19 protein-coding genes are annotated in these 19,442 nt (G+C 48.8%); 11 read left to right on the top strand and 8 right to left on the bottom strand.

What is annotated here, in order from left to right; translation table 11 throughout:
* Positions 1-14: 14 nt before the first annotated feature.
* Positions 15-1,274 (bottom strand): molybdopterin molybdotransferase MoeA, encoded by a 1,260-nt coding sequence (locus tag PSE6802_RS0115680; RefSeq protein WP_019500998.1) that lies wholly within the window; start codon positions 1,272-1,274, stop codon positions 15-17.
* Between the two features lie 192 nt (positions 1,275-1,466).
* On the opposite strand from PSE6802_RS0115680, the gene PSE6802_RS0115685 reads away from it, so the two are divergent.
* Positions 1,467-2,219, top strand: coding sequence for a TylF/MycF/NovP-related O-methyltransferase (locus PSE6802_RS0115685; RefSeq protein ID WP_019500999.1), 753 nt, complete (start codon positions 1,467-1,469; stop codon positions 2,217-2,219).
* A gap of 26 nt (positions 2,220-2,245) precedes the next feature.
* On the opposite strand, the gene PSE6802_RS0115690 is transcribed toward PSE6802_RS0115685, so the two are convergent.
* The 3 genes from PSE6802_RS0115690 to PSE6802_RS33520 all read right to left on the bottom strand — a co-directional run bounded on the left by PSE6802_RS0115690 (position 2,246) and on the right by PSE6802_RS33520 (position 3,996).
* Positions 2,246-3,193 carry an NAD-dependent epimerase/dehydratase family protein gene (locus PSE6802_RS0115690; RefSeq protein WP_019501000.1) on the bottom strand — a complete coding sequence of 316 codons (948 nt, stop codon included), beginning with the start codon at positions 3,191-3,193 and terminating at the stop codon, positions 2,246-2,248.
* Between the two features lie 203 nt (positions 3,194-3,396).
* Entirely contained in the window at positions 3,397-3,672 is a 276-nt protein-coding gene (locus tag PSE6802_RS0115695) for a hypothetical protein (protein ID WP_019501001.1), read from the bottom strand.
* Positions 3,673-3,855: 183 nt separating this feature from the next.
* Positions 3,856-3,996, bottom strand: a complete 141-nt coding sequence (locus PSE6802_RS33520; RefSeq protein ID WP_156815549.1) for a hypothetical protein — start codon at positions 3,994-3,996, stop codon at positions 3,856-3,858.
* A 56-nt stretch (positions 3,997-4,052) separates the two neighbouring features.
* Between PSE6802_RS33520 and PSE6802_RS0115700 the strand changes: the two genes are divergently transcribed.
* From PSE6802_RS0115700 to PSE6802_RS0115715, 4 genes are all read left to right on the top strand, one after another.
* The gene (locus PSE6802_RS0115700; protein ID WP_019501002.1) at positions 4,053-4,673 is read left to right on the top strand and encodes a precorrin-8X methylmutase; all 621 of its coding nucleotides are present in this window, start codon (positions 4,053-4,055) and stop codon (positions 4,671-4,673) included.
* Between the two features lie 123 nt (positions 4,674-4,796).
* Positions 4,797-6,104 carry a hemolysin family protein gene (locus PSE6802_RS0115705; RefSeq protein WP_019501003.1) on the top strand — a complete coding sequence of 436 codons (1,308 nt, stop codon included), beginning with the start codon at positions 4,797-4,799 and terminating at the stop codon, positions 6,102-6,104.
* Between the two features lie 166 nt (positions 6,105-6,270).
* Entirely contained in the window at positions 6,271-6,582 is a 312-nt protein-coding gene (locus PSE6802_RS0115710) for a DUF3067 family protein (RefSeq protein ID WP_019501004.1), read from the top strand.
* Between the two features lie 113 nt (positions 6,583-6,695).
* Positions 6,696-9,461 carry a GAF domain-containing protein gene (locus PSE6802_RS0115715; protein WP_019501005.1) on the top strand — a complete coding sequence of 922 codons (2,766 nt, stop codon included), beginning with the start codon at positions 6,696-6,698 and terminating at the stop codon, positions 9,459-9,461.
* A gap of 99 nt (positions 9,462-9,560) precedes the next feature.
* Here PSE6802_RS0115715 and PSE6802_RS0115720 read toward each other — a convergent pair whose 3' ends face one another.
* From PSE6802_RS0115720 to PSE6802_RS29205, 3 genes are all read right to left on the bottom strand, one after another.
* Positions 9,561-9,752, bottom strand: a complete 192-nt coding sequence (locus tag PSE6802_RS0115720) for a hypothetical protein (RefSeq protein ID WP_019501006.1) — start codon at positions 9,750-9,752, stop codon at positions 9,561-9,563.
* 237 nt (positions 9,753-9,989) lie between these two features.
* Entirely contained in the window at positions 9,990-10,562 is a 573-nt protein-coding gene (locus tag PSE6802_RS29200) for a pentapeptide repeat-containing protein (protein ID WP_019501007.1), read from the bottom strand.
* Positions 10,563-10,574: 12 nt separating this feature from the next.
* Entirely contained in the window at positions 10,575-11,894 is a 1,320-nt protein-coding gene (locus PSE6802_RS29205) for a pentapeptide repeat-containing protein (RefSeq protein WP_019501008.1), read from the bottom strand.
* A gap of 312 nt (positions 11,895-12,206) precedes the next feature.
* Between PSE6802_RS29205 and glyA the strand changes: the two genes are divergently transcribed.
* The 5 genes from glyA to PSE6802_RS0115755 all read left to right on the top strand — a co-directional run bounded on the left by glyA (position 12,207) and on the right by PSE6802_RS0115755 (position 17,148).
* Positions 12,207-13,496, top strand: a complete 1,290-nt coding sequence (glyA, locus tag PSE6802_RS0115735; RefSeq protein WP_019501009.1) for a serine hydroxymethyltransferase — start codon at positions 12,207-12,209, stop codon at positions 13,494-13,496.
* A gap of 136 nt (positions 13,497-13,632) precedes the next feature.
* On the top strand, positions 13,633-14,853 hold the full coding sequence (locus PSE6802_RS0115740) for a glycosyltransferase family 4 protein (RefSeq protein WP_019501010.1): 1,221 nt from the start codon (positions 13,633-13,635) through the stop codon (positions 14,851-14,853).
* Positions 14,853-15,419: a CDP-diacylglycerol--glycerol-3-phosphate 3-phosphatidyltransferase gene (pgsA, locus tag PSE6802_RS0115745; RefSeq protein ID WP_019501011.1), complete on the top strand. Its 567-nt coding sequence runs from the start codon at positions 14,853-14,855 to the stop codon at positions 15,417-15,419. Before PSE6802_RS0115740 ends, pgsA begins: the two co-directional genes overlap by 1 nt.
* A complete protein-coding gene (tmk, locus tag PSE6802_RS0115750) occupies positions 15,394-16,011 on the top strand; it encodes a dTMP kinase (RefSeq protein WP_019501012.1) in 618 nt (205 codons plus the stop codon). The genes pgsA and tmk overlap by 26 nt, the downstream gene beginning before the upstream one ends.
* A gap of 252 nt (positions 16,012-16,263) precedes the next feature.
* Positions 16,264-17,148, top strand: a complete 885-nt coding sequence (locus tag PSE6802_RS0115755; protein ID WP_019501013.1) for a M48 family metallopeptidase — start codon at positions 16,264-16,266, stop codon at positions 17,146-17,148.
* 84 nt (positions 17,149-17,232) lie between these two features.
* Here the strand turns inward: PSE6802_RS0115755 and PSE6802_RS0115760 are convergent, their stop codons facing one another.
* A complete protein-coding gene (locus PSE6802_RS0115760; RefSeq protein ID WP_019501014.1) occupies positions 17,233-17,874 on the bottom strand; it encodes a Uma2 family endonuclease in 642 nt (213 codons plus the stop codon).
* Positions 17,875-17,981: 107 nt separating this feature from the next.
* Between PSE6802_RS0115760 and PSE6802_RS0115765 the strand changes: the two genes are divergently transcribed.
* Positions 17,982-19,304, top strand: a complete 1,323-nt coding sequence (locus PSE6802_RS0115765; protein WP_019501015.1) for a cytosine deaminase — start codon at positions 17,982-17,984, stop codon at positions 19,302-19,304.
* Positions 19,305-19,442: the final 138 nt, after the last annotated feature.

Below are 19,442 nucleotides of genomic sequence, written 5' to 3' on the forward strand. Positions count from 1 at the left end.
AGTTAGGATGGAACTCATACGGACATAACCAGGACTTCATCACCCGCTGGCACGTAGGTTTGATTGACTCGCAATACCGCTAGTCCGTTTGTACCGGCCAAACTGACTGGGTTCCCAGAGCTATAGTTGCTAGCAGGTGTAAATTGCCAATATCCATCTGACAAGCTAAGATTGCCCCATAGATAGGTTTCTCGTCTACCCTGTGCATGTAGATCGCCTAGCGCGATCGCTTTGATAAATTTGGGATGCCAGTGTGATTTCTCCGCTCCACCGAGCTTTGCGATCGCCCCTCGCACAAACCGCCAAAAGCAAACCATTGCCGAGGCAGGATTGCCCGGTACGCCGAAGTATAGTTTCGATCTTTGCGATTTTCTATCTGGTGCCTCAGCTTGAGACCGAGCGGGGATCGTAGCAACAGTAAGTGGTTTGCCAGGTTTAATCGCACAAGCGCGGATACAAATATCTGCCCCAATCCGATCTAGCAAGCGATCGACATAGTCATAATCACCTACAGAAACGCCACCCGAGGAGATAACTACATCGGCAACGGCGATCGCCCGTGTTATAGCCGCCAATAATTCTTCCTGACGATCTGGTACTATGCCGATTGGGTAAGCGATCGCACCTGCTTGTTTAACTAAGGCAGTGAGAGCGTATTGATTGGAATCAATAATTTGACCTGGGGTCAAGGAACGATCTGCGTAAAGATCGACAAGCTCGCTACCTGTAGATAAAATTGCCACAACGGGCTGGCGGTAGACATCCACTATCTTACATTGCGCCGCTGCCAGCACGCCTAGCTCTGAAGCAGAGATTCTCGCGCCGGACGGTATGAGAGTAGAACCAGCACGGTAAAATTCGCCCCTACGCCTTACGTAGTCGCCTTGTTGCGGTTCGATCTTGAGATTAAGCGAATTCCCATCTCTTTCAGCGTCCTCCTGCATCACAACCGTATCCGCTCCCTCCGGCAGCATCCCACCCGTAAAAATCCGAGCGCACTGACCGCGTTCTAAGGGCTTAGGAACACCAGTTCCAGCCGGAATATCTGCATCAACAATACTCAGTTTTGTTGTCTGCGCTAAATCCTCATAGCGCAGGGCATAGCCATCCATTGCCGAATTGTCAAAGTGAGGGAAATCCATTGCGCTCGCCACATCGCGGGCAAGTACTCTACCTAAAGCATCGGTAAGTGCGATGCGATCGCGATCGCGATCTGGCTCAAAAGGTTGAACCAGGTTGAGAATGCATGTCTCTGCTTCTGTGACAGTAATCATATAGCGGTTTTCAGATAAAAACGAGAAGGGGTTTGGGGGTTTTGCCCCCAAGTAAGGGGTGGAACCCCCTTCACACTGTCAATAAAACCTGTTCTCAGTTGAAAACCGCTGTAAATAGTAAAGATCGTGTTATATTCCTAGCTTGATGAGAAAAGTTGCATTGACATAATTATAGAATATAGAGATTGTAAAATGTTTTACGGCGTTCCCGATAGCAGAATAGAAGAATTTAAACAAGCCCTTGGGAATATAAAAGATATTTTTGGGCAAATGTTTGCATCGGATATGTTAATTGCACTGCACAGAAATCTTACCTTTTGGACAGAGCCCGGATTTGAAAATAGCTTTCTCTCAACTGCGCGAGACAATCAAGAAAAGAGCCTGGCCTGGAGGCTCCATACGCTGACTTGGGCTGCCAGCCATGCTTTGCACGTTGAAGGAGACTTTGTAGAATGCGGCGTATTCCAAGGGTTTTCATCTGCAGTAATCTGTAAATATTTGAACTTTGCCACCATACCCAAACAATTTTATTTATACGATACCTTTTCCGGGCTGGCGGAGGAGACCTCCACTGAAAAAGAAAGAGAAAGTCGAAACCTTTACTATAAAAGTTTTGATAGCGATCTTCTCTTCCAGCAAGTTCAAAGTACTTTCTCAGCCTATCCAAATGTTAAAGTTATTAGAGGGATAGTGCCTCACTCTTTTGAAAAGGCAGTACCGGAGAAAATTGCTTATCTGCATATCGACATGAACTCGACTAAGGCTGAGATTCTGGCATTAGAAGCGTTATTCGACAAAATTTCACCAGGTGGAATGCTGATCTTAGATGACTTTGGTTGGCTAGCACATCAGGATCAAGCCTTAGCAGAAATAAAATTTATGAACGATCGCGGTTACAAAATTCTCGAACTGCCTACAGGGCAGGGATTAGTGCTTAAACGCTAAGTGTTGTCAGGACGAGTGGATCGCAACTACATCTCTGCTAATAGATTGGCTATGCGTGGATACTTAGAGGTAAGTCCAAAGCTTTCGGGATTGACCACATCATAGGTAAAGTGACGCTGTTTAATGCAAAACATATCCCAGGCCGCAACCTTGATGTTGAATACTTTAAGCAGGATATTAACTAAGCCTGGCGTGAGATCGATTTGCCAGCCAACTTTCTTGTTCAGGTAGTCGCAGGCTTCGCGCACCGCCTGGTTGACCGTGAGGCGCGGCGCGCCCAACACCAGCCGAGCGGGAAGGCGATCGCACAGCAAAGGCTGCTCGGTGGTCAGGAGATAAGTTATCACCTGAGCAATATCCGCCCCATGTACGAAGTGGAAGCTACCATCAGCCTTGAGGCATTTAATCAAGTTAATATAACCAGCGACCTGCTTTAGACCTGACGATAGGTGCGAATAGGGTTTAGTTTTGCCATCGCCGCCAAAGACTAGAGTTGGAAATACGGTAATCAGGCGATCGCTAATCGGAGATTTCTCTAGCTTTTGCAGGCAGGCATGTTTGGAGCGAATATAGTCCGTACCAATGGTTTCTGCCTCTTTCAGGATTTGATTGCGATCGTCGAGAATGCTAGCAGTGGAAAAGTAGATCGCCCGCTCGCACACCTGCGGGTCGAGAGATTCAAATAACTCAACGGTTCTATAGACATTAGTTTCAAACACTTCTACAGTGCCGCCCCAGGCGGCGGCGGCACTGATGGCATAATTCATGGTTGGCAGCAATTCCTTAAAATAAGCCATATCCTGCATCCCCCCCTCAATTACCGTAACGCCGGGGCGAGTTTGGGTATCGACCTTAAGCTTTTGACGATTCCGCAGGAGTAAAAACAGCTCGTAGTCAGTATTGTGCAGCAAAGATTCAACTATGTAATGCCCTACACAGCCACTAGCACCAGTGATAAAAACTCGTTTAGCCATTTGTTACATTTGCGGATTTGATGTTGCTTGTATATTTTGCCCCAACCTCATGTTTTTTAGTTAACAAAATATTTAGAATTGTGCTAAAAGCCTTTATCTGAGGTCATCTCAAGTTTTGCCATTATGACTCTACCTCCGGCATCTCCCCAGGGTAGGGGTGAGGATGGGTGAAATTATGAGGCGCAACCTTGAGATACTCGGCTTTACTTCAGCGTCAATTCTTTAATTTGAGGATCGTTGCAGAGTTGCTTGGCATCTTCCAATATGCGATCGCTCCAGAATTTTTCTTGTTTGAGATATTGCAAACTGGAGTAAAGTTTATCTAATTGGATTGCCTTTGCGACTAGCTGTAAGCTCTCACTGCGATCGCCTCCATCGATACCATGAGCGTACAAAGATACTGCTAGAGCTATATATGCTTCAGGTTCCTTGGCATTGAGGGAAATTGCCTTACGCCAGTCATGATTAGCAGCTTTCACATCTCCAGCCTCGTAGTAAAAGAAACCTCGATTTATATAACGGTGAAGGGGTTCCACCCCTTCTTGGGGGCAACGCCCCCAAACCCCCTTCTCGTTTTCATCTGAAAACCGCTATATCCAATAGGAGGAATTATTTGGTGCTTCATGCCTGCGGGATTTTTTTGCCATTTTCAAAAAGCTCTCTCAGCGCGATGCGTTCGAGATTGTCGATTGGACTCTGACATACCAGTAATCCTGCTTACTTTGGCATAAAATTCTAGTAGCGATACCAACTGGCAAAAACATGCGATCGCCATAAAGCCTGAATCCTGTATTGTAGTTCACAGACAAGGTTGTAAACTGACAACTAAAAGCTAACCAACTAAAAATAACTGAAGTCTATGGAATGGTACACCGCTGACGTGCAAAACCTGGCAATTATCGATCGCGAGGTTGGAGAGCATACCCTTTCTCCCGCCGAATATGAAATTGCCCGTCAGGTCATCTGTGCCACTGCCGATTTTGACTTTATTAATCTGATTCAGTTTTCCCCCAAAGCCCTCAAAGCAGGAGCAGCAGCTTTAGCAGCACGGACAACCATAGTGGTTGACGTGCCGACCGTGCAAGCTGCGATCGCCACTAAGGTACAGACCACATTTGCCAATCCTATCTACTGCGCCACCGAGGCTATTACTCGTCCTAAAAAAAATATATCTCAAGCAACGTGGGGCATCGAAACGCTAGCCCAGCGATATCCAGAAGCTATTTTTACAATCGGAGAGGCGCAATCGGCGCTTAATTCCCTGATTCATCTGGTCGAAATTGGAGAACTTAAACCAGCACTGGTAATTGCCGCATCGCCCAAATTTACCGACATCGATCTGACCAGGACTAAGTTGCAAAACTCTACTATCCCGCATATTTTTATTAACGGTCGTAAGGGCAATGCCGTTGTTGCGGCTGCGATCTTAAAAGCCCTCATTGATATTTCCTGGCAAGCCTACAACGACCAGGGCGAATAGGCTCGGTGCTTAAGGCAGGCACAGGTGCGGGCACGGCGCAGGTACGAAGCACAGGGCAGAAGGCACTGCCCCTACGCCCGCAGGATTATAGGTACATCTTGGCGTGGGAATTACCCGAACACAATGAATATTCTGAACCAACTGATCGTTATTGCTTTTCTCATCGGAATCAATGCCTTTTTTGCAGCGGCGGAGATCGCGCTTGTTTCCGTGAGCGACGTGCGGATCAAAACCTTAGCGGATCGCGGCAATAAGCAGGCCAAGCGGGTACTACAGGTAACTGAGGACAGTACCAAGTTCCTGGCTACAATTCAAGTAGGTTTGACCCTGGCGAGCTTTTTTACCTCCGCCACAGCAGCATCGGAACTATCAGAACCATTGGAGTTAGCGATCGCTCCGGTGTTGGGTAAGTCAGCTAAACCTATGGCCTTTATCGGGATTACGATCGCGATCGCCACGATCAGTCTGATTTTGGGGGAGCTAGTCCCCAAGAAATTAGCCCTGCGCCATGCCGAAGCAATTTCCCTGTTCGCGATTTCGCCCATTCACTGGCTGGGCAAAATTGCAGCGCCATTCGTCAAATTCCTGAGCGTAACTACTAACTTTATTCTGTTCCTCACGGGCAATCCCGCCAGCGAAGACGATCCTGCCATCAATGTCGAAGAAATTAAAGCAATGGTCGATGCCGCACGTATAGGTGGCACTGTAGGCGAGCAAGAACGGCGCATTATTTATGGAGCCGTCGAACTAAGCCACATCACAACCAGGGCGATTATGGTACCGCGCGTGCAAATTCAATATATCAAAGCCAGTACCACCCTGGAGGAAGCATATAAAATTGCTGCGGACAACGCCCATACACGCCTACCAGTATGCAATGAGGATCTCGATAACATTATCGGCATCCTGCATGTCAAAGACCTGATCCGCCCCGTGTCAGAACTCATAGGCAGTCAACCCGCGATCGCAGAGCTAATTCGCCCCGTGCGCTACGTCTCAGAAAACTATCCCGCCACGGCACTGCTGCGGGAAATGCAAAAAAATCGGCTGCACATCGCGATCGTCCAGGATGAATTTGGCGGCACGGCGGGTCTGGTTACAATCGAGGACGTACTGGAGGAAATTGTCGGTGAAATTCGAGATGAGTACGATGCCGAAGAGGAAAAAGAGTTCCGACGCATTAGCGATCGCGAAGGTATATTTAAAATCCGCGCCAGCATTGCCACCGTAAACAACGAGTTAAACGCCCAGCTTCCCCGCGACGAAGCCGCTACCCTGGCTGGGTTATTTCTAGAAGAGTTGCAACGTTCGCCCATTGCAGGAGATCGCTTGGAAATCGATCGGGCAGAATTGGTGGTTCTAGAAGACGGGCAGCGCGTGCGCGTCGCCATCACCCCCCAAAGAGCGCAACCGGGAGCAGAAACCATATAATATAGCCATAGACAGATCTGTTAGGGCAGGGGGTGTGGGGGCTGCGCCCCCACGCAGGGGTGGAACCCCTGCACCCCGTCCTAAGCCTGTTGGCTATAGCTATATATAGCAATCCGCAATGATGATTTGTGTAAGTTAGCGATCGGCATTATTGGTAATCGTGCCTATGACTGGGCAAGAGCTGCGCCAAATTATCCAGGCTAAGTGGGGTTACTCCTACGACGTGCAACTGCGTCGAGTTGAAGGTCGGATCGTGGCACAAATTATGTGGCGATATCAGGAACAATTATCTTTCCCACTCAGCGAAGCCGACTATCTTCAGCATCTCGAACACGTAGCGGCATACTTGAATGACTGGGGAGTGGTCGGTCAAGTACGCGATTTTATTCAAAACACCAAAGCGCGTCCGCGTTTGGGCAAAGTAGTGTCTATTCCGCTACAGTTGGGAGGGCGATCGCTAGAATGGCTGGTAGATTAAACTCGGAAAGCGCTAGCCAAAAGGATATGTATGTATTATGGTACCTATGTCAAGATTGCGTTTGTCCGTTTAATGCAGGAGCGTTGCGAGCAGGTTTGTAGGGCATAAAGATTATGAGTCAAGCGGGAAATCAGTGGGAGCGACAATTTGTTAGCCTCGGAAAAATCTCGCAGCTTCTGCGCGAAGAAGATAACGTCGATAACCTGGTGAAGGCTACGCTCGATCACCTGCGCGATACGTTTGACTATAAGCTGCTCTGGATCGGTCTTTACGATCGCGAGCACAATCGTCTGATTGGCAAAGGTGGCACGACACCGTCTGGCGAAATCAAATTTTTAAAAGAAAAAATCCCACTCAACCCCGGCGATCTGCTCGACCAGGTAATCCTGCATCGCAAACCCATACCCATTACCGATCTCCGTCAAGAAAAACGCAGTAATGAATGGCAAAAGGTAGCGCAAAAATACGATATTCAGGGTTCCCTGCTATTCCCGATCTATCACAAACAGACTTCATACGGCGTTGCTATCCTCGGATCGCATCAGTGGAATATCTCTCCGCGCCCTGAGGAAAAAGCTTATCTAGCTCTGTTACTGGGCAGTTTGGGTGCGGCGTTAAATCGGCTTGAGACTCAAAAGCATCAACAAAATGTCAAGTTCCCCCACGAGCCACTTTTAGTGCTTTTAGATCGGCTGCGTTCCATGTCCACCCTGGCGGAACGCTTAGAAGAAATCGTCAAGCAAACCCATAACTTTGTCATGCCAATGCGCACCAGTATCTACTGGTTCGAGCGCGAGCATCGTTACTTCTGGCGGCGTACTGTCAACCGCCAAAAAGGCGTGCCGGCTGGGCGAACTGACGACACTGCCGGTATTACAGTGCAAAATGCACCGACTTTTTATCAAGCGCTTTCTAAGGATCAGCTTATATCGGTAGTGGATGCCAAGGCGATCGTCCAGGGCAACGTTACCAATCGCTTAATGGAGCAGTTTGGAGCCGCTTCGCTAGTTGCCGCTCCCATTATTTTTCAATCAGAACTTATGGGGTTTCTCTCGGTTGAAGGGAATCAGCCCCGCCTATGGACTGAAGAGGAGCGCAATTTTGTTAGGGGTGCGGCGCAATTAGTGGCGCTGACAGCACCTTTAGAGGCAATGGAAGATACGGCGCAGCGTATCGCCGCCGATCAATTGCTGATGGCGGGCATCGCTAAAGCTATCTATTCCGATACTGACTGGCAAACATCTTTACAAATGGCTGCCGAACAGCTTTGCCATCGGCTTGGTGTCGAAAGATTTTGGATCGCCCGCTATAACAACGATACTGAAGATTTCGACGTTTACTATCAATATCATCCGGTCAATCGCCGTCCTATTCCTGGTTGTATAGGGCAACTCTCAGATGTGGACTGGCAAATGGTTGAACATGCTTCTCAAACCGTAACGGTGGAAAATGTGGAGAGCGATCTGAAATTTTTGTCGTGGCGGCCTCTGTTAATGGATATGGAGGTGCGATCGCTAATGCTTAGCAGTACTGCCATTGGCAAACCATTGGAAAGTATTCTGGCGATCGCCCACGAATCGCCCCGTACCTGGTCGCGTCCCGAACGCGAGATGCTACAAGCGGTAGCTCAGCAGGTGGGATTGATCGTGCATCAAGGCGAACTGCAAAGACAAGCGGACGAACGCAATAAATTGCAGCAAGCGGTTCAGGCTGGCCTGGTTAAGTTGCAGCAGGCTGAAACATTAGAGAATTTGCATTCCTTAGCGGCACAGATGATGGTGCAGGTGATGGGGGCACCGCTAGCAGTGCTGGTTACCTGGCTGCCAGGTCAATCGGGCGGGCAAATTGCCGCTAGCTCTAGCAATCATGAAGATTTCCGCATCACTTCTCAGAACGAGACTGTGGTAATTGCAGACGACGCTTTAGTGCAATGGTGCCTGCAAGACAGCGATGTTCTCTCTGTCAGCGTACACGATCTCATGGAACCTACGCTGCAATGGCTAAACGCGCCTGGGATCGGTCAGATTCTGGCGATCGCCCTGAATACTACACCGGATGAATATCCCACTGGGATGTTATTAGTTGCAGATAAGCAGGATCGCCGTTGGTTCGATCGGCATTTGCAGGCTTTCAGGATGCTGACAAGCCAACTGGCGTGGATGCGCCGTCATCTAATTGCGATCGAGAGCCTCCAGCAACATCGTCAGGCGCTAATGCATTTAAATTGGTACAAACAGCGCCGTATTGAAGATATTTATCGTTCTGTGAGTACTGGAGTGCAGCGCTTAATCGAAATTGAATCGCAGGGCGCGGATAAAGGGCTTGGAAGCATGCGGCTGCAAAGCTTGCTGAAGCAGGTGCAATCATCTTTATCGCCACTACCCCAAATGATTGAGGACGATCGGTGGCAACTGTCTGCAAATCAGGAATCCGCTGCTCTAGCAGGATTGTTGAAGCGATCGCTAGAACGAGTGGATGCCTTAGTAAAACAGCGCCAAATTTGGACGCAGGTTCACAATCAAACTAATGTGACGATCGGCGGGGATATTGGCAAAATCGAGATGGTTCTGTACGAGCTACTGTTATTTGCCTGCGAACGCTCCGAACAGGGCGGCAGGGTCGATCTCTGGTGTCGCCAAATTGACGATCGCCTGATCGAACTCTCAATTACAGACTATGGCGATGTTGATGAAGACTTACTCGCGGCATTGCAAGAAGGTAGAGTTAGCGATTTACTGGCACCTTCGATCTTAGATGAACCACCAGGGTTGCATTTGGTTATTTGCCAGAATTTAATGCTAGAGTCAGGTGGCGAGCTATCGCTATTTAGATTGGAAGACGATCGCACGCTCAGTCGGCTGATTCTACCCATTGTTTAGATAGAATTTAGATAGAATTGGGTGACCTCTCCCTCAATCCTTCTCCTCGAAGAAGATGGAAGTTAGGAGGGAGAGGTGAATTGCACCCATCTTACTTAATTAACGGTAGTATTTATGATGGTACTTGGGATAGTAGTACCAACGATAGACGACCTTATGGTAGTGTGGTTTATAGACTACATAATACTTCTTATAGCTGTGGTATGAGGGATTAGCTTCTGCTGGTTTAGCGGGCATCAATCCAATGACAGCGGCGGCTATTACCATAGCAACGTATGAGAGCTTTTTCATGACTGGATTCCTTGAGTTTAGTCTCGATATAGTGTGTGAGGGAGCTAAGTTTTGTTGGCCTAAATTCAGGAAGCTTTCCTGGTAGTCATTTAGGTTTCTTTCTTTCCCATGAGACTAATGTAAGGGTTATGATTAGTTCCGCCTGCGATCGCTGTAACGAGCGATCTGAGATCTTCGTCACAGTCAGGTTGCGATCGCTGTCACGCTCTAACCTCTAAATTGGATGAATTGAGATTATCAGTTGAACTTGAGCGAAGGCGGCAAGTGCAACAGCCTGCGCCAGTTGGCATCGTATTTTGCTTGCTGCCAGTTGCGGGCAGATTTAATTTGATTGACTGTGAGATTGAGCGCGTTATTTAAATCTGCCCCAAATAAATCTGCATCTCGCAGATCGGCATTCTGCAAATCCGCTACCCTGAGATCGCTACCAAACAAGCTGGCGTTTCTGAGGTTGGCATCCCGTAAATTGGCGCTAAAGAGAATGGCATCAGTAAAATTGGCGCTACCTAGATCGGCTCCATAGAAATTAGTTCTAATTAAACTTGCCTTGCGCAGATTGGAGGCCACTAACTTAGATCGACTTAAGTTCGATTCTGAAAGATTAACTTGATACAAATTGGTGCCGCTCAGATCGATGCCGCTTAAATCCCGAACGGCAAAGTTTCTCTGCCCTGACCTGTATATTTCCAAGAGCCTATGACGCAGCAACTTAGCTCGATCCAAACCACCCAGCACAGGTGCATCCAGTGGTGGCAGAGCCTGTCCGCCAAGCACAGCATCATATTCGTGCGGTCGATCGGAGCTATGCATGGCGATCGCAAGTTATTGGTTAAACCAGTATTTAAATCTAGCTTGCCATGTTTTTTGTTGGTTAGGTGAATTATCTTGAGTCTGGCTCTGCTGGCGTTGCGTAGTATTCTGCAAATTAGCTCCCTCTAGATTGGCTCCTTCAAGCTCGGTGCCTGCCAAATTAGCACCGTCCAGATTGGCGATATTGAGATTAGCGTTGCGCAAATTGGCGTTAGATAGATCGGCACGCCAGAGTCGAGCGCCTTTGAGGTTAGCACCACTGAGATTAGCACCGCTGAGGTTAGCACCTTGCAATTCCGTACGTCCTAAATTTGCACCTTTGAGATCGGCATCTTGAAAATCGGCACGATATAAATTTGCACCTTTGAGATCGGCTTGGCTGAGGCTTGCACCCGATAGTTTGGCAAACGGCAAGCTGGCTCCTCTGAGATCGGCACCGCTCAGATCGGTTTCTGCTTTGAGGTACTGGTTGGCTATTTGCCATACTAATTGCCATTTGGGATCGAATTGAGTGCTTTCGCTGATTTGTACGCCCTTTAGATCCACTCCCACCAGGTTAGTACCAGTCAAGTTAGCACCGCTAAAGTTGACCCCATTGCCATCAGCAATTATTCTCAAGTCCGTATTACTAATACTAGACTCCACCAAATTTCCCATATTGGTGGCATACCACCCGTTTAGTAAACCATCCCAGTCCCATGTTGCGGCGTGGCAGAGGTTGGCATCGCTCAGGTTGGCATTACTGAAGTTAGCCTTGGCAAGCGTACAGTTGCTCAGATTAGCATCGCTCAGGTTGGTATCGCTGAGATCCGCTCCCATTAAGTTCGCTTCACTGAGATTGGCTCGACTGAGGTTGGAATAATTCAAATGAGCAGAAGATAGATTAGCCCCGCTGAGATTTGCTGCCTTGAGATTGGTGCTGATGATATCGGCATTTATATAGGCGCAGCTAAAGTCAATATCAATGAGTTTGGCATGATAGATAGTGCCGCTCAGGTGCGCGCCAGTAAAGTCCCGCTCGCCTGCTTCATACCACTCAAGTAATTCGTCAGCGCTCAACTTGTAGCGATCTGGCTTTTGCTTGGTTGATAACAATTTATAGGCAGCCCGCTTAATTTTGAATGACTCGTGCTCTAGCGCCTGCGTCAAGAGTTCTCTACCTTTGTCTGCATAATTAAGGGCATCTGTTAATGCTGCAATTTTGTCCTCGTCGCGATCGCTGGCAAAGCGGGCTTTTATACTGGCAAAATTACCTGAGGCCGCTTCGGCAGGCTGATGCCTACCCGGTTTCTTTAGCCCAGGATTGCGTTCGTGCGCTTGATTGGGAGTCATGGATCGTTATACTTAAAGATCGCTCAAAGAAGATCGCTCAAAGATTGATTGCACCTAGAGGCTGCAATTCTAGGCTTAGCATACCCTAATTATTCTGAGGAATCGACCCTTCGATTTGGTTTTATAGCCATAGACAATCTGTTAGGACAGGGGCTGTGGGGCACGGCCCCCACGCAGGGGTGGAACCCCCTGCAAACTATCCTAAGACTGTTGGCTTGCTATAACTGTGGTGCAATTCTGGGAAGTCGGTCGTGTTAGCATGGCTTAGCAAGATTTTGATGCAACCCAGCATCGTTTTAGGAGATAGTTGACGTGGCAGACTTATCATTTGTGGCTAAGGCAGATCCATTAGTAGCAGAGGCGATCGGGAAGGAAATAGGCAGACAACGCCATAATATTGAACTAATTGCGAGCGAGAATTTTACTTCTCTGGCCGTGATGGCGGCGCAGGGGTCGGTGCTGACAAATAAATATGCTGAAGGTTTGCCCGGCAAGCGCTATTACGGAGGCTGCGAGTTTATCGATGAAATTGAAACGATCGCGATCGATCGCGCTAAGCAACTATTTGGCGCGGCTCATGCCAACGTGCAACCACATTCGGGGGCGCAGGCTAACTTTGCCGTGTTTTTATCGTTACTAGAACCTGGCGATACGATTATGGGGATGGACCTATCCCACGGCGGCCACCTCACCCACGGTTCTCCCGTAAACGTTTCTGGCAAATGGTTCAAAGTCGTGCATTATGGCGTAAACGCAGAAACGGAGCAGCTAGATTACGATATGGTGCGCGATCTGGCGCTGCAACATCAACCCAAGTTATTAATTTGCGGTTATTCTGCCTACCCGCGCGTAATTCAGTTCGACAAGTTTAGGGCGATCGCCGACGAGATCGGTGCTTACCTCCTTGCCGATGTGGCACATATTGCGGGGCTGGTGGTAACGGGACATCATCCCAATCCCATTCCCCACTGCGATGTAGTTACGACGACTACGCATAAGACTCTGCGCGGCCCGCGTGGTGGTTTGATCCTCACCCGCGATCCAGAGTTGGGCAAGAAGTTAGATAAGGCCGTGTTCCCCGGTTCTCAAGGTGGGCCGCTAGAGCACGTCATTGCTGGCAAGGCTGTCGCCTTTGGCGAGGCTCTCAAACCCGAATTTAAAACCTATTCGGCACAGGTCATTGCTAACGCCCAAGCCATGGCCGCACAGCTACAGCAACGCGGCTTTAAATTAGTCTCTGGAGGCACCGATAACCATCTCATGCTGGTCGATCTGCGCAGTATCGGTATGACGGGCAAGCAAGCCGATCGGCTAGTAGATGAAGTCCATATCACAGCTAATAAAAATACTGTTCCCTTCGATCCCGAGTCGCCATTTGTGACTAGCGGTCTGCGGTTGGGTTCCCCTGCCATGACTACGCGGGGCTTGGGGACAGCCGAATTTCAGGAAATCGCCAATATCATTGCCGATCGCCTGCTCAACCCTGAAGATGAAACGATCGCCGCTAGCTGCCGTCAAAGAGTTGCGAATCTGTGCGATCGCTTTCCTTTATATGCAGAGTTAAACACAGCAGAACTGCTAAAAGTACCGAGCCTTGTCTAGCTAATAGCTGTTGCTAATAGCTAACAGCTATTAGCAACAGCTAGAAAGGAATCGCAGTAGCGTATCCTCAAAACCATTGGCAAAATACCAAACTTTGATATGCTTGCGATCGGCAAGCTATAGATAGTGCGAGTCCATGCTGCATCAACACGCTATTCCGTATTTGTTTGCTTTTATAGCCTCCGCATTGGTTGTGTGGTGTAGTACTCCCATCATCCGTAAAATCGGCTTAAAAGCTGGCTTAACTGACAAGCCCAACGCTCGCAAGATGCATACGGTTCCCGTGGTGCGGCTTGGGGGCGTATCGATTTTTTTAGGTACTCTTTCCGCCCTGTTATTAGTATGGTGGATTGGCTGGTTTGAGGTTTTGCCACCATTTAAAGAATATGAAGTCTGGGGGGTCACGATTGGTGGGGCAGCATTCTTTCTGCTCGGGTTGTTGGACGATCTTTACGATCTGCCAGCTCTGGGCAGGTTGATCGCGCAACTGGCGATCGCAGCTGCCGCCTGGCGAGTTGGCGTGCGCATCGATTTCATCTCCATCCCATTTGTTGGCATCATCAAATTTGGCGTATTCAGCTTGCCAATTACCGTCACCTGGCTGGCAGGGATGGCAAATGCGGTGAACTGGATTGATGGCTTAGATGGCTTGGCATCTGGGGTTTCGGCCATTGCTGCTGCCGTAATTTTGATTACGAGCCTATTTATGAAACAGCCCGCTGCGGCTCTGATCGCTGCTGCCTTAGCGGGGGGATGTCTCGCTTTTTTGCGTTACAACTTCAAGCCGTCCAGCCCAGCCGATATTTTTATGGGAGATGGTGGAGCCTATTATTTGGGCTTCACGCTGGCAGGAGTAAGTGTAATCGGCTTAGCCAAAAGCGTCACAACCGTAGCAGTGGTACTTCCCTACATCATTCTGGCAGTCCCCATTCTGGATGCTTCAGCGGTAATCTTGCAACGTTTGCGCAAAGGGCAGTCGCCTATGGTAGCTGGCAAACATCACCTCCACCACCGCTTAGTCAATGCTGGGATCTCTAAACGGCGTACCGTTCTGTTTATCTATTCCCTCACGTTGTGGGTAGGCAGCCTTGCCCTGGCGTTTGTTGGCATACCAGCCGGAGGCACCTATGCTTCTGTCAGTACGGTGTTGATGGTTTATGCCTGTTGGCAGGTGTGGCTGCGCATCCGCCAGCAACAAAAGCAAAAGCGAACTAAGCAGAAAGCGATCGCCGATACTAACTACATCTCTAGTAATGGTTCTAACTCCGACGATCGCAATCCCAGCCGTGATCCTGGCTGCGATCGCGATCGTAGGGAACCTCCTGAAACAGCAAGGCAGCGCCACGAAAAACATTAATGTTGCAGTATTTCCCCACAATTACCATTCCTACTTGGGTCACACTATCCCGCCTGGCGGCGGTACCGATTATTCTGGTGGCTTTGAGTTGGGACGATCGCGTCAATCGTGCGATCGCGCTCAGTGCCTTCCTGGTGGCAGCACTGACGGACTGGCTGGATGGATATTTAGCAAGGCGCTTGCAACAGGTTAGCGATCTGGGCAAGTTCCTCGATCCCTTAGTGGATAAGCTGTTAATTCTGGCACCGATGTTGATGTTAGTAGAAATGGGGCAGATTCCCGCCTGGGGTGTATTTTTGATTGTGGCAAGGGAGATTGTCATTACTGGCTGGCGCGGTGCTCCCAGTATTAGTTCCGTCGAATCTGGCCATTCTAGTGCGGACAGATCGGAACGATCGCCAATTGTAGGCGCAAACTTGTGGGGAAAAGCTAAAACCGTAGTGCAGATTGTGGCAGTAGCGGCTTTGATTGTGCAATTGCCCGGAGCATTACTGCTATTCTGGTTGGCACTGGCACTTACCCTGATTTCGGGAATTATCTATGTCTGGCCTGTTCGTCACGTTTGAAGGTGGGGAGGGTGGTGGTAAGACCACTCAACTTAAGCTGACCGAGGCATGGTTGCGATCGCTTGACTATCCAGTCACAACCACCCGCGAACCCGGTGGCACGGAACTCGGTCAGAAGATTCGTGCATTATTACTACAGGGTGGGGAAGTTTCAAATCGCGCTGAGTTATTGCTGTTGATGGCGGATCGGGCGCATCACGTAGAAACCTGCATTCAACCACATCTAGATCGGGGTTTTATCGTTCTCTGCGATCGCTACTATGATTCCACAATCGCCTACCAGGGTTACGGCAGAGGCATGGACTTAGATGCGATCGCTCGGATTAATGGCATTGCGACCAACGGACTGCAACCGGACGTTACTCTCTGGCTGGATTTAGAAGTTTCGGTGGGATTAGCCAGAGCCAAACAGGTCTCCGGTAATCCCGATCGCATGGAACGTTTGGATCTAGAATTTCATCAACGGGTTGTGCGGGGATTTAGGGAATTGGCGATGAGAGAAGGAGATCGCATAGTGCGCGTTGATGGCAGCCAAAGTAGCGAGGCAGTACAGGCTGAAATCCAAACCATCTTGAAGCCATATCTGAAGTGATGAGTTGGAGCAGGCGATCGCTCAAGGTATGCAAGTCGTGCGGATTTGGCATTGTAGCTTATTGTGCAACATATTTACGGCTAGCCTAGTCTTGGAAAGTAATACCAATTTGAACAGTAAACACGACAGATCGAGCGGGGTGAAGGGGTGGAACCCCTTCGTGGGGGCAACGCCCCCACCCCCCATCTGTAACCACAACAATTTAAATTGGTATAAGCATAAAATGAGTCAAGGTTGTTTGAGGTAACTGCGGTGATACAGGACACACAATGGCACAAATCCTTATTTCAGATCGCATGGAGGAATCTAAAACGCTATCAAAGATTCCTACTGGCAAGTGTTTTAACCACAGTATTGGCAATTAATTTCAACCCCGCGATCGCCGAGGCACTGGACTGGACAGATCTGTTTAGGGCCGTGCCATCCGTGATTCAGGTGATGCAGCTCTCAAACGTTTCCGACCAGGATGAAGTGCAATTGGGCAGACAATTGGATCGCCAGCTTGCTTCGGAGGTGAGAATTAGTCGAGATCCTGCCGCCAACGCTCTAGTTAGAGCCATTGGCGAAGGACTGGTGCGCAATAGCGATCGCCCCAACCTTCCCTATACGTTTCAGGTGGTTGAGGATAAAAATATCAATGCTTTTGCCACAATGGGTGGATTCGTTTACGTCAATACTGGTACGATCGCCGCAGCCGATAATCGCGCCCAGTTAGCAGCAGTAATCGCTCACGAAATGGGACATATTTCTGGCCGCCACGCCCTCGAACAAATCAAGCAAATGGCACTGGCACAGGGAGTCGCTTCTGTCGCAGGGTTGGATCGCGATCAGTTTGTTCAGATTGGCGTTCAACTAGCTTTGCGCTTGCCAAATAGCCGCGAAGCAGAATTTGATGCCGATCGCCGTGGGTTGGAGACGATCGCCCGATCTGGCTACGCACCGCAAGCCCTGCCTGCCTTTTTGCAAAAACTAGCTAGCAAATCGGGTAATGGCGTACCTGGATTTCTCAGTACCCACCCAGGTGCGAATGAGAGAATTGCAGCTTTAAACGAGCGAATTGAACGCGAGAATCTCTACGGACAAGGCGGTCTCAACGATACCAAATATCAGCGGAATTGGCGCAATCGATTTCGCTAATTATCAGTCCAATGCCTGTAGGGGCAGTACCCCCGTGCCTGCCCCATGCTACTAGTTGGGATAACTACGGGTGGACTGTCCCAATTACAACAATTTGCGTACCCATTGCCGAAATGCTTTCAGGGTTTGACTGCGTCCTTCAGTTTGACTGCGTTCTAGAAATTGAGCGACACCGTCCACGATCGCGAAGTTGGGAAAGTTAGGACTGAAATTAGCATCCTGATACTGCCCATTTTGTAGCAAGCTAATTCGCAGTTGTCCGTCCTCAAGCCGCCATAGTTCGGGAACTCCCAATGCTTGATAAGCATCCAGCCCAGTTTTAGAAGTAACGTCTACCTCAATTGCCAGATCGGGAGGGGGATCTACAGTTAAATCTAGTCGGTCTTTGCCAATCATTTGGGCAGCATTTTTAATGTAAAAGCAGTCATCTGGCTCAATTCCTTTCGCCATGTCCCGACGCTTGAAGGTACTGGAACCAAAACACTCATTATCAATGTCAAGTTCCTCCAGCAGGATTTTAACCATATCCCCAATCAAGACTTTAGCTTTTTCATGTTTCGGTAAAGGCATCCGAATTTCTAACACTCCATCACTATAGGCAATTCTACAAGCGCGTTTGTCCCCTAGCTCGTCGAGAATGGCTTCAAATTCTTGCCAGTTAACCTCTTGAAGCTGGATTCTTTGACCTGGATGCACCACCAATTGCCGAAGCTGAAGCGTGACCATGATGATTCTCTGGTAAGGGACTAATCTAGTATAAAGCAGCCAGCCCTATACCTGGATAAGATCGATTTGGGTTTCCAAACTTTCACGTAAGGAGATAAACTAACTGCATGTTACACGCGATCGCATCTCCGCACTACTGGTTAACAAATTGCCATATCCCAACGTGTTTGCTCGACCGAGAATTTAACGTAAATGCTAGTTGGGAAGGCATTGCCGCCTTCGATCTAGAAATTCTAGATGGCAAGATTCATACGGTGATTCCCACTAACTCAGCTCATCGCACATCATCTCATATAGAACAAATAGATCTAAGGCAAGGCATGGTTTTACCTTGCTTTATTGATATGCATACCCATCTCGATAAGGGACATATTTGGAATCGCACTCCCAATCTCGATGGGACTTTTGTCAATGCTTTGCAGGTGGTGGAGGTCGATCGCGATCGCTACTGGAATTCTGAGGATCTATATCGACGCATGGAATTCGGGCTGAAGTGCAGTTATGCCCACGGGACAAAAGCCATTCGCACTCATTTAGACTGTCCGTTCCCACAAGCAGACATCAGTTTGGATGTGTTTAAGGCATTACACCAAACCTGGGCAGATCGACTGACCCTGCAAGCTGTTTCCCTCGTCACGCTCGATCGGTTTATGGGAACTGAGGGGAAAGCTCTAGCCGATCGCATTGCCGATCTAGGTGCAGTTCTGGGTGGCGTTGCTTTTTTGAATCCCGATATAGATATCCAACTAGATCGAGTATTTAGCCTGGCGAAAGAACGTCAGCTTGACTTGGACTTCCACACCGATGAGAACGATAATCCGCAATCCGATACCCTGTTAAGAGTGGCGCGAGCGGCGTTGCGACATGAATTTACAGGCAGGATTACCTGCGGACACTGTTGCAGCCTCACCGTCCAAGATGCGATCGCCGTTCAGGAGACAATTGCGCTTGTAAAGGAAGCGGGGATTGGCATTGTCAGTCTGCCCACATGCAATTTATACTTGCAAGATCGCAAGGCGGGTATTACACCAAGATGGCGCGGTGTCACCTTAATGCAAGAGTTAAAAGCGATGGGAGTAGAAGTAGCGATCGCTCAGGATAACTGTCGAGATCCCTTCTATAGTTTTGGCGATGGCGATTTGTTGCAGGTATTTGCGATGTCAGTTCAAATCGCTCATCTCGATAGTCCCTACGGCAATTGGTTGCAAACCATTACATCTACGCCAGCACGATTGATGGGATTAGAAAATACAGGCAAGATTGGCGTTGGGCAACCCGCCGATCTAGTCATATGCAAAGCAAGAAATTTTAGCGAACTTTTGTCTCGTCCCCAGAGCGATCGCAGGATTATCCGTTCCGGGCAATTAGTCGATTCTACTTTGCCAGATTACAGCGAACTAGACGATCTAATCTTTAGAGAGGGAGTTTAGCTACAAATGCTTCTAGTTATGGCGGATTTTGTGGGTTACCTCGATCTGACCCCTCCCCGCAACAGAGAAGGGTTTCCGAACTCCCCTTTCCCTCATAAGGAAGATCTGGAGAGTTAGGTTATACCAATTCTAAAAATT

Origin of the sequence: Pseudanabaena sp. PCC 6802 (assembly GCF_000332175.1) — a bacterium.
GTDB lineage: Bacteria > Cyanobacteriota > Cyanobacteriia > Pseudanabaenales > Pseudanabaenaceae > PCC-6802.

Coding starts and splice junctions, on each gene's coding strand:
- PSE6802_RS0115715 (WP_019501005.1), top strand. CDS start 6,696: ATGAGTCAAGCGGGAAATCAGTGGGAGCGACAATTTGTTAGCCTCGGA.
- PSE6802_RS0115685 (WP_019500999.1), top strand. CDS start 1,467: ATGTTTTACGGCGTTCCCGATAGCAGAATAGAAGAATTTAAACAAGCC.
- PSE6802_RS0115710 (WP_019501004.1), top strand. CDS start 6,271: ATGACTGGGCAAGAGCTGCGCCAAATTATCCAGGCTAAGTGGGGTTAC.
- pgsA (WP_019501011.1), top strand. CDS start 14,853: ATGTTGCAGTATTTCCCCACAATTACCATTCCTACTTGGGTCACACTA.
- PSE6802_RS0115720 (WP_019501006.1), bottom strand. CDS start 9,752: ATGAAAAAGCTCTCATACGTTGCTATGGTAATAGCCGCCGCTGTCATT.
- PSE6802_RS0115740 (WP_019501010.1), top strand. CDS start 13,633: ATGCTGCATCAACACGCTATTCCGTATTTGTTTGCTTTTATAGCCTCC.
- tmk (WP_019501012.1), top strand. CDS start 15,394: ATGTCTGGCCTGTTCGTCACGTTTGAAGGTGGGGAGGGTGGTGGTAAG.
- PSE6802_RS0115760 (WP_019501014.1), bottom strand. CDS start 17,874: ATGGTCACGCTTCAGCTTCGGCAATTGGTGGTGCATCCAGGTCAAAGA.
- PSE6802_RS29205 (WP_019501008.1), bottom strand. CDS start 11,894: ATGACTCCCAATCAAGCGCACGAACGCAATCCTGGGCTAAAGAAACCG.
- PSE6802_RS0115705 (WP_019501003.1), top strand. CDS start 4,797: ATGAATATTCTGAACCAACTGATCGTTATTGCTTTTCTCATCGGAATC.
- PSE6802_RS0115690 (WP_019501000.1), bottom strand. CDS start 3,193: ATGGCTAAACGAGTTTTTATCACTGGTGCTAGTGGCTGTGTAGGGCAT.
- PSE6802_RS0115700 (WP_019501002.1), top strand. CDS start 4,053: ATGGAATGGTACACCGCTGACGTGCAAAACCTGGCAATTATCGATCGC.
- PSE6802_RS0115765 (WP_019501015.1), top strand. CDS start 17,982: ATGTTACACGCGATCGCATCTCCGCACTACTGGTTAACAAATTGCCAT.
- PSE6802_RS0115680 (WP_019500998.1), bottom strand. CDS start 1,274: ATGATTACTGTCACAGAAGCAGAGACATGCATTCTCAACCTGGTTCAA.
- PSE6802_RS29200 (WP_019501007.1), bottom strand. CDS start 10,562: ATGCATAGCTCCGATCGACCGCACGAATATGATGCTGTGCTTGGCGGA.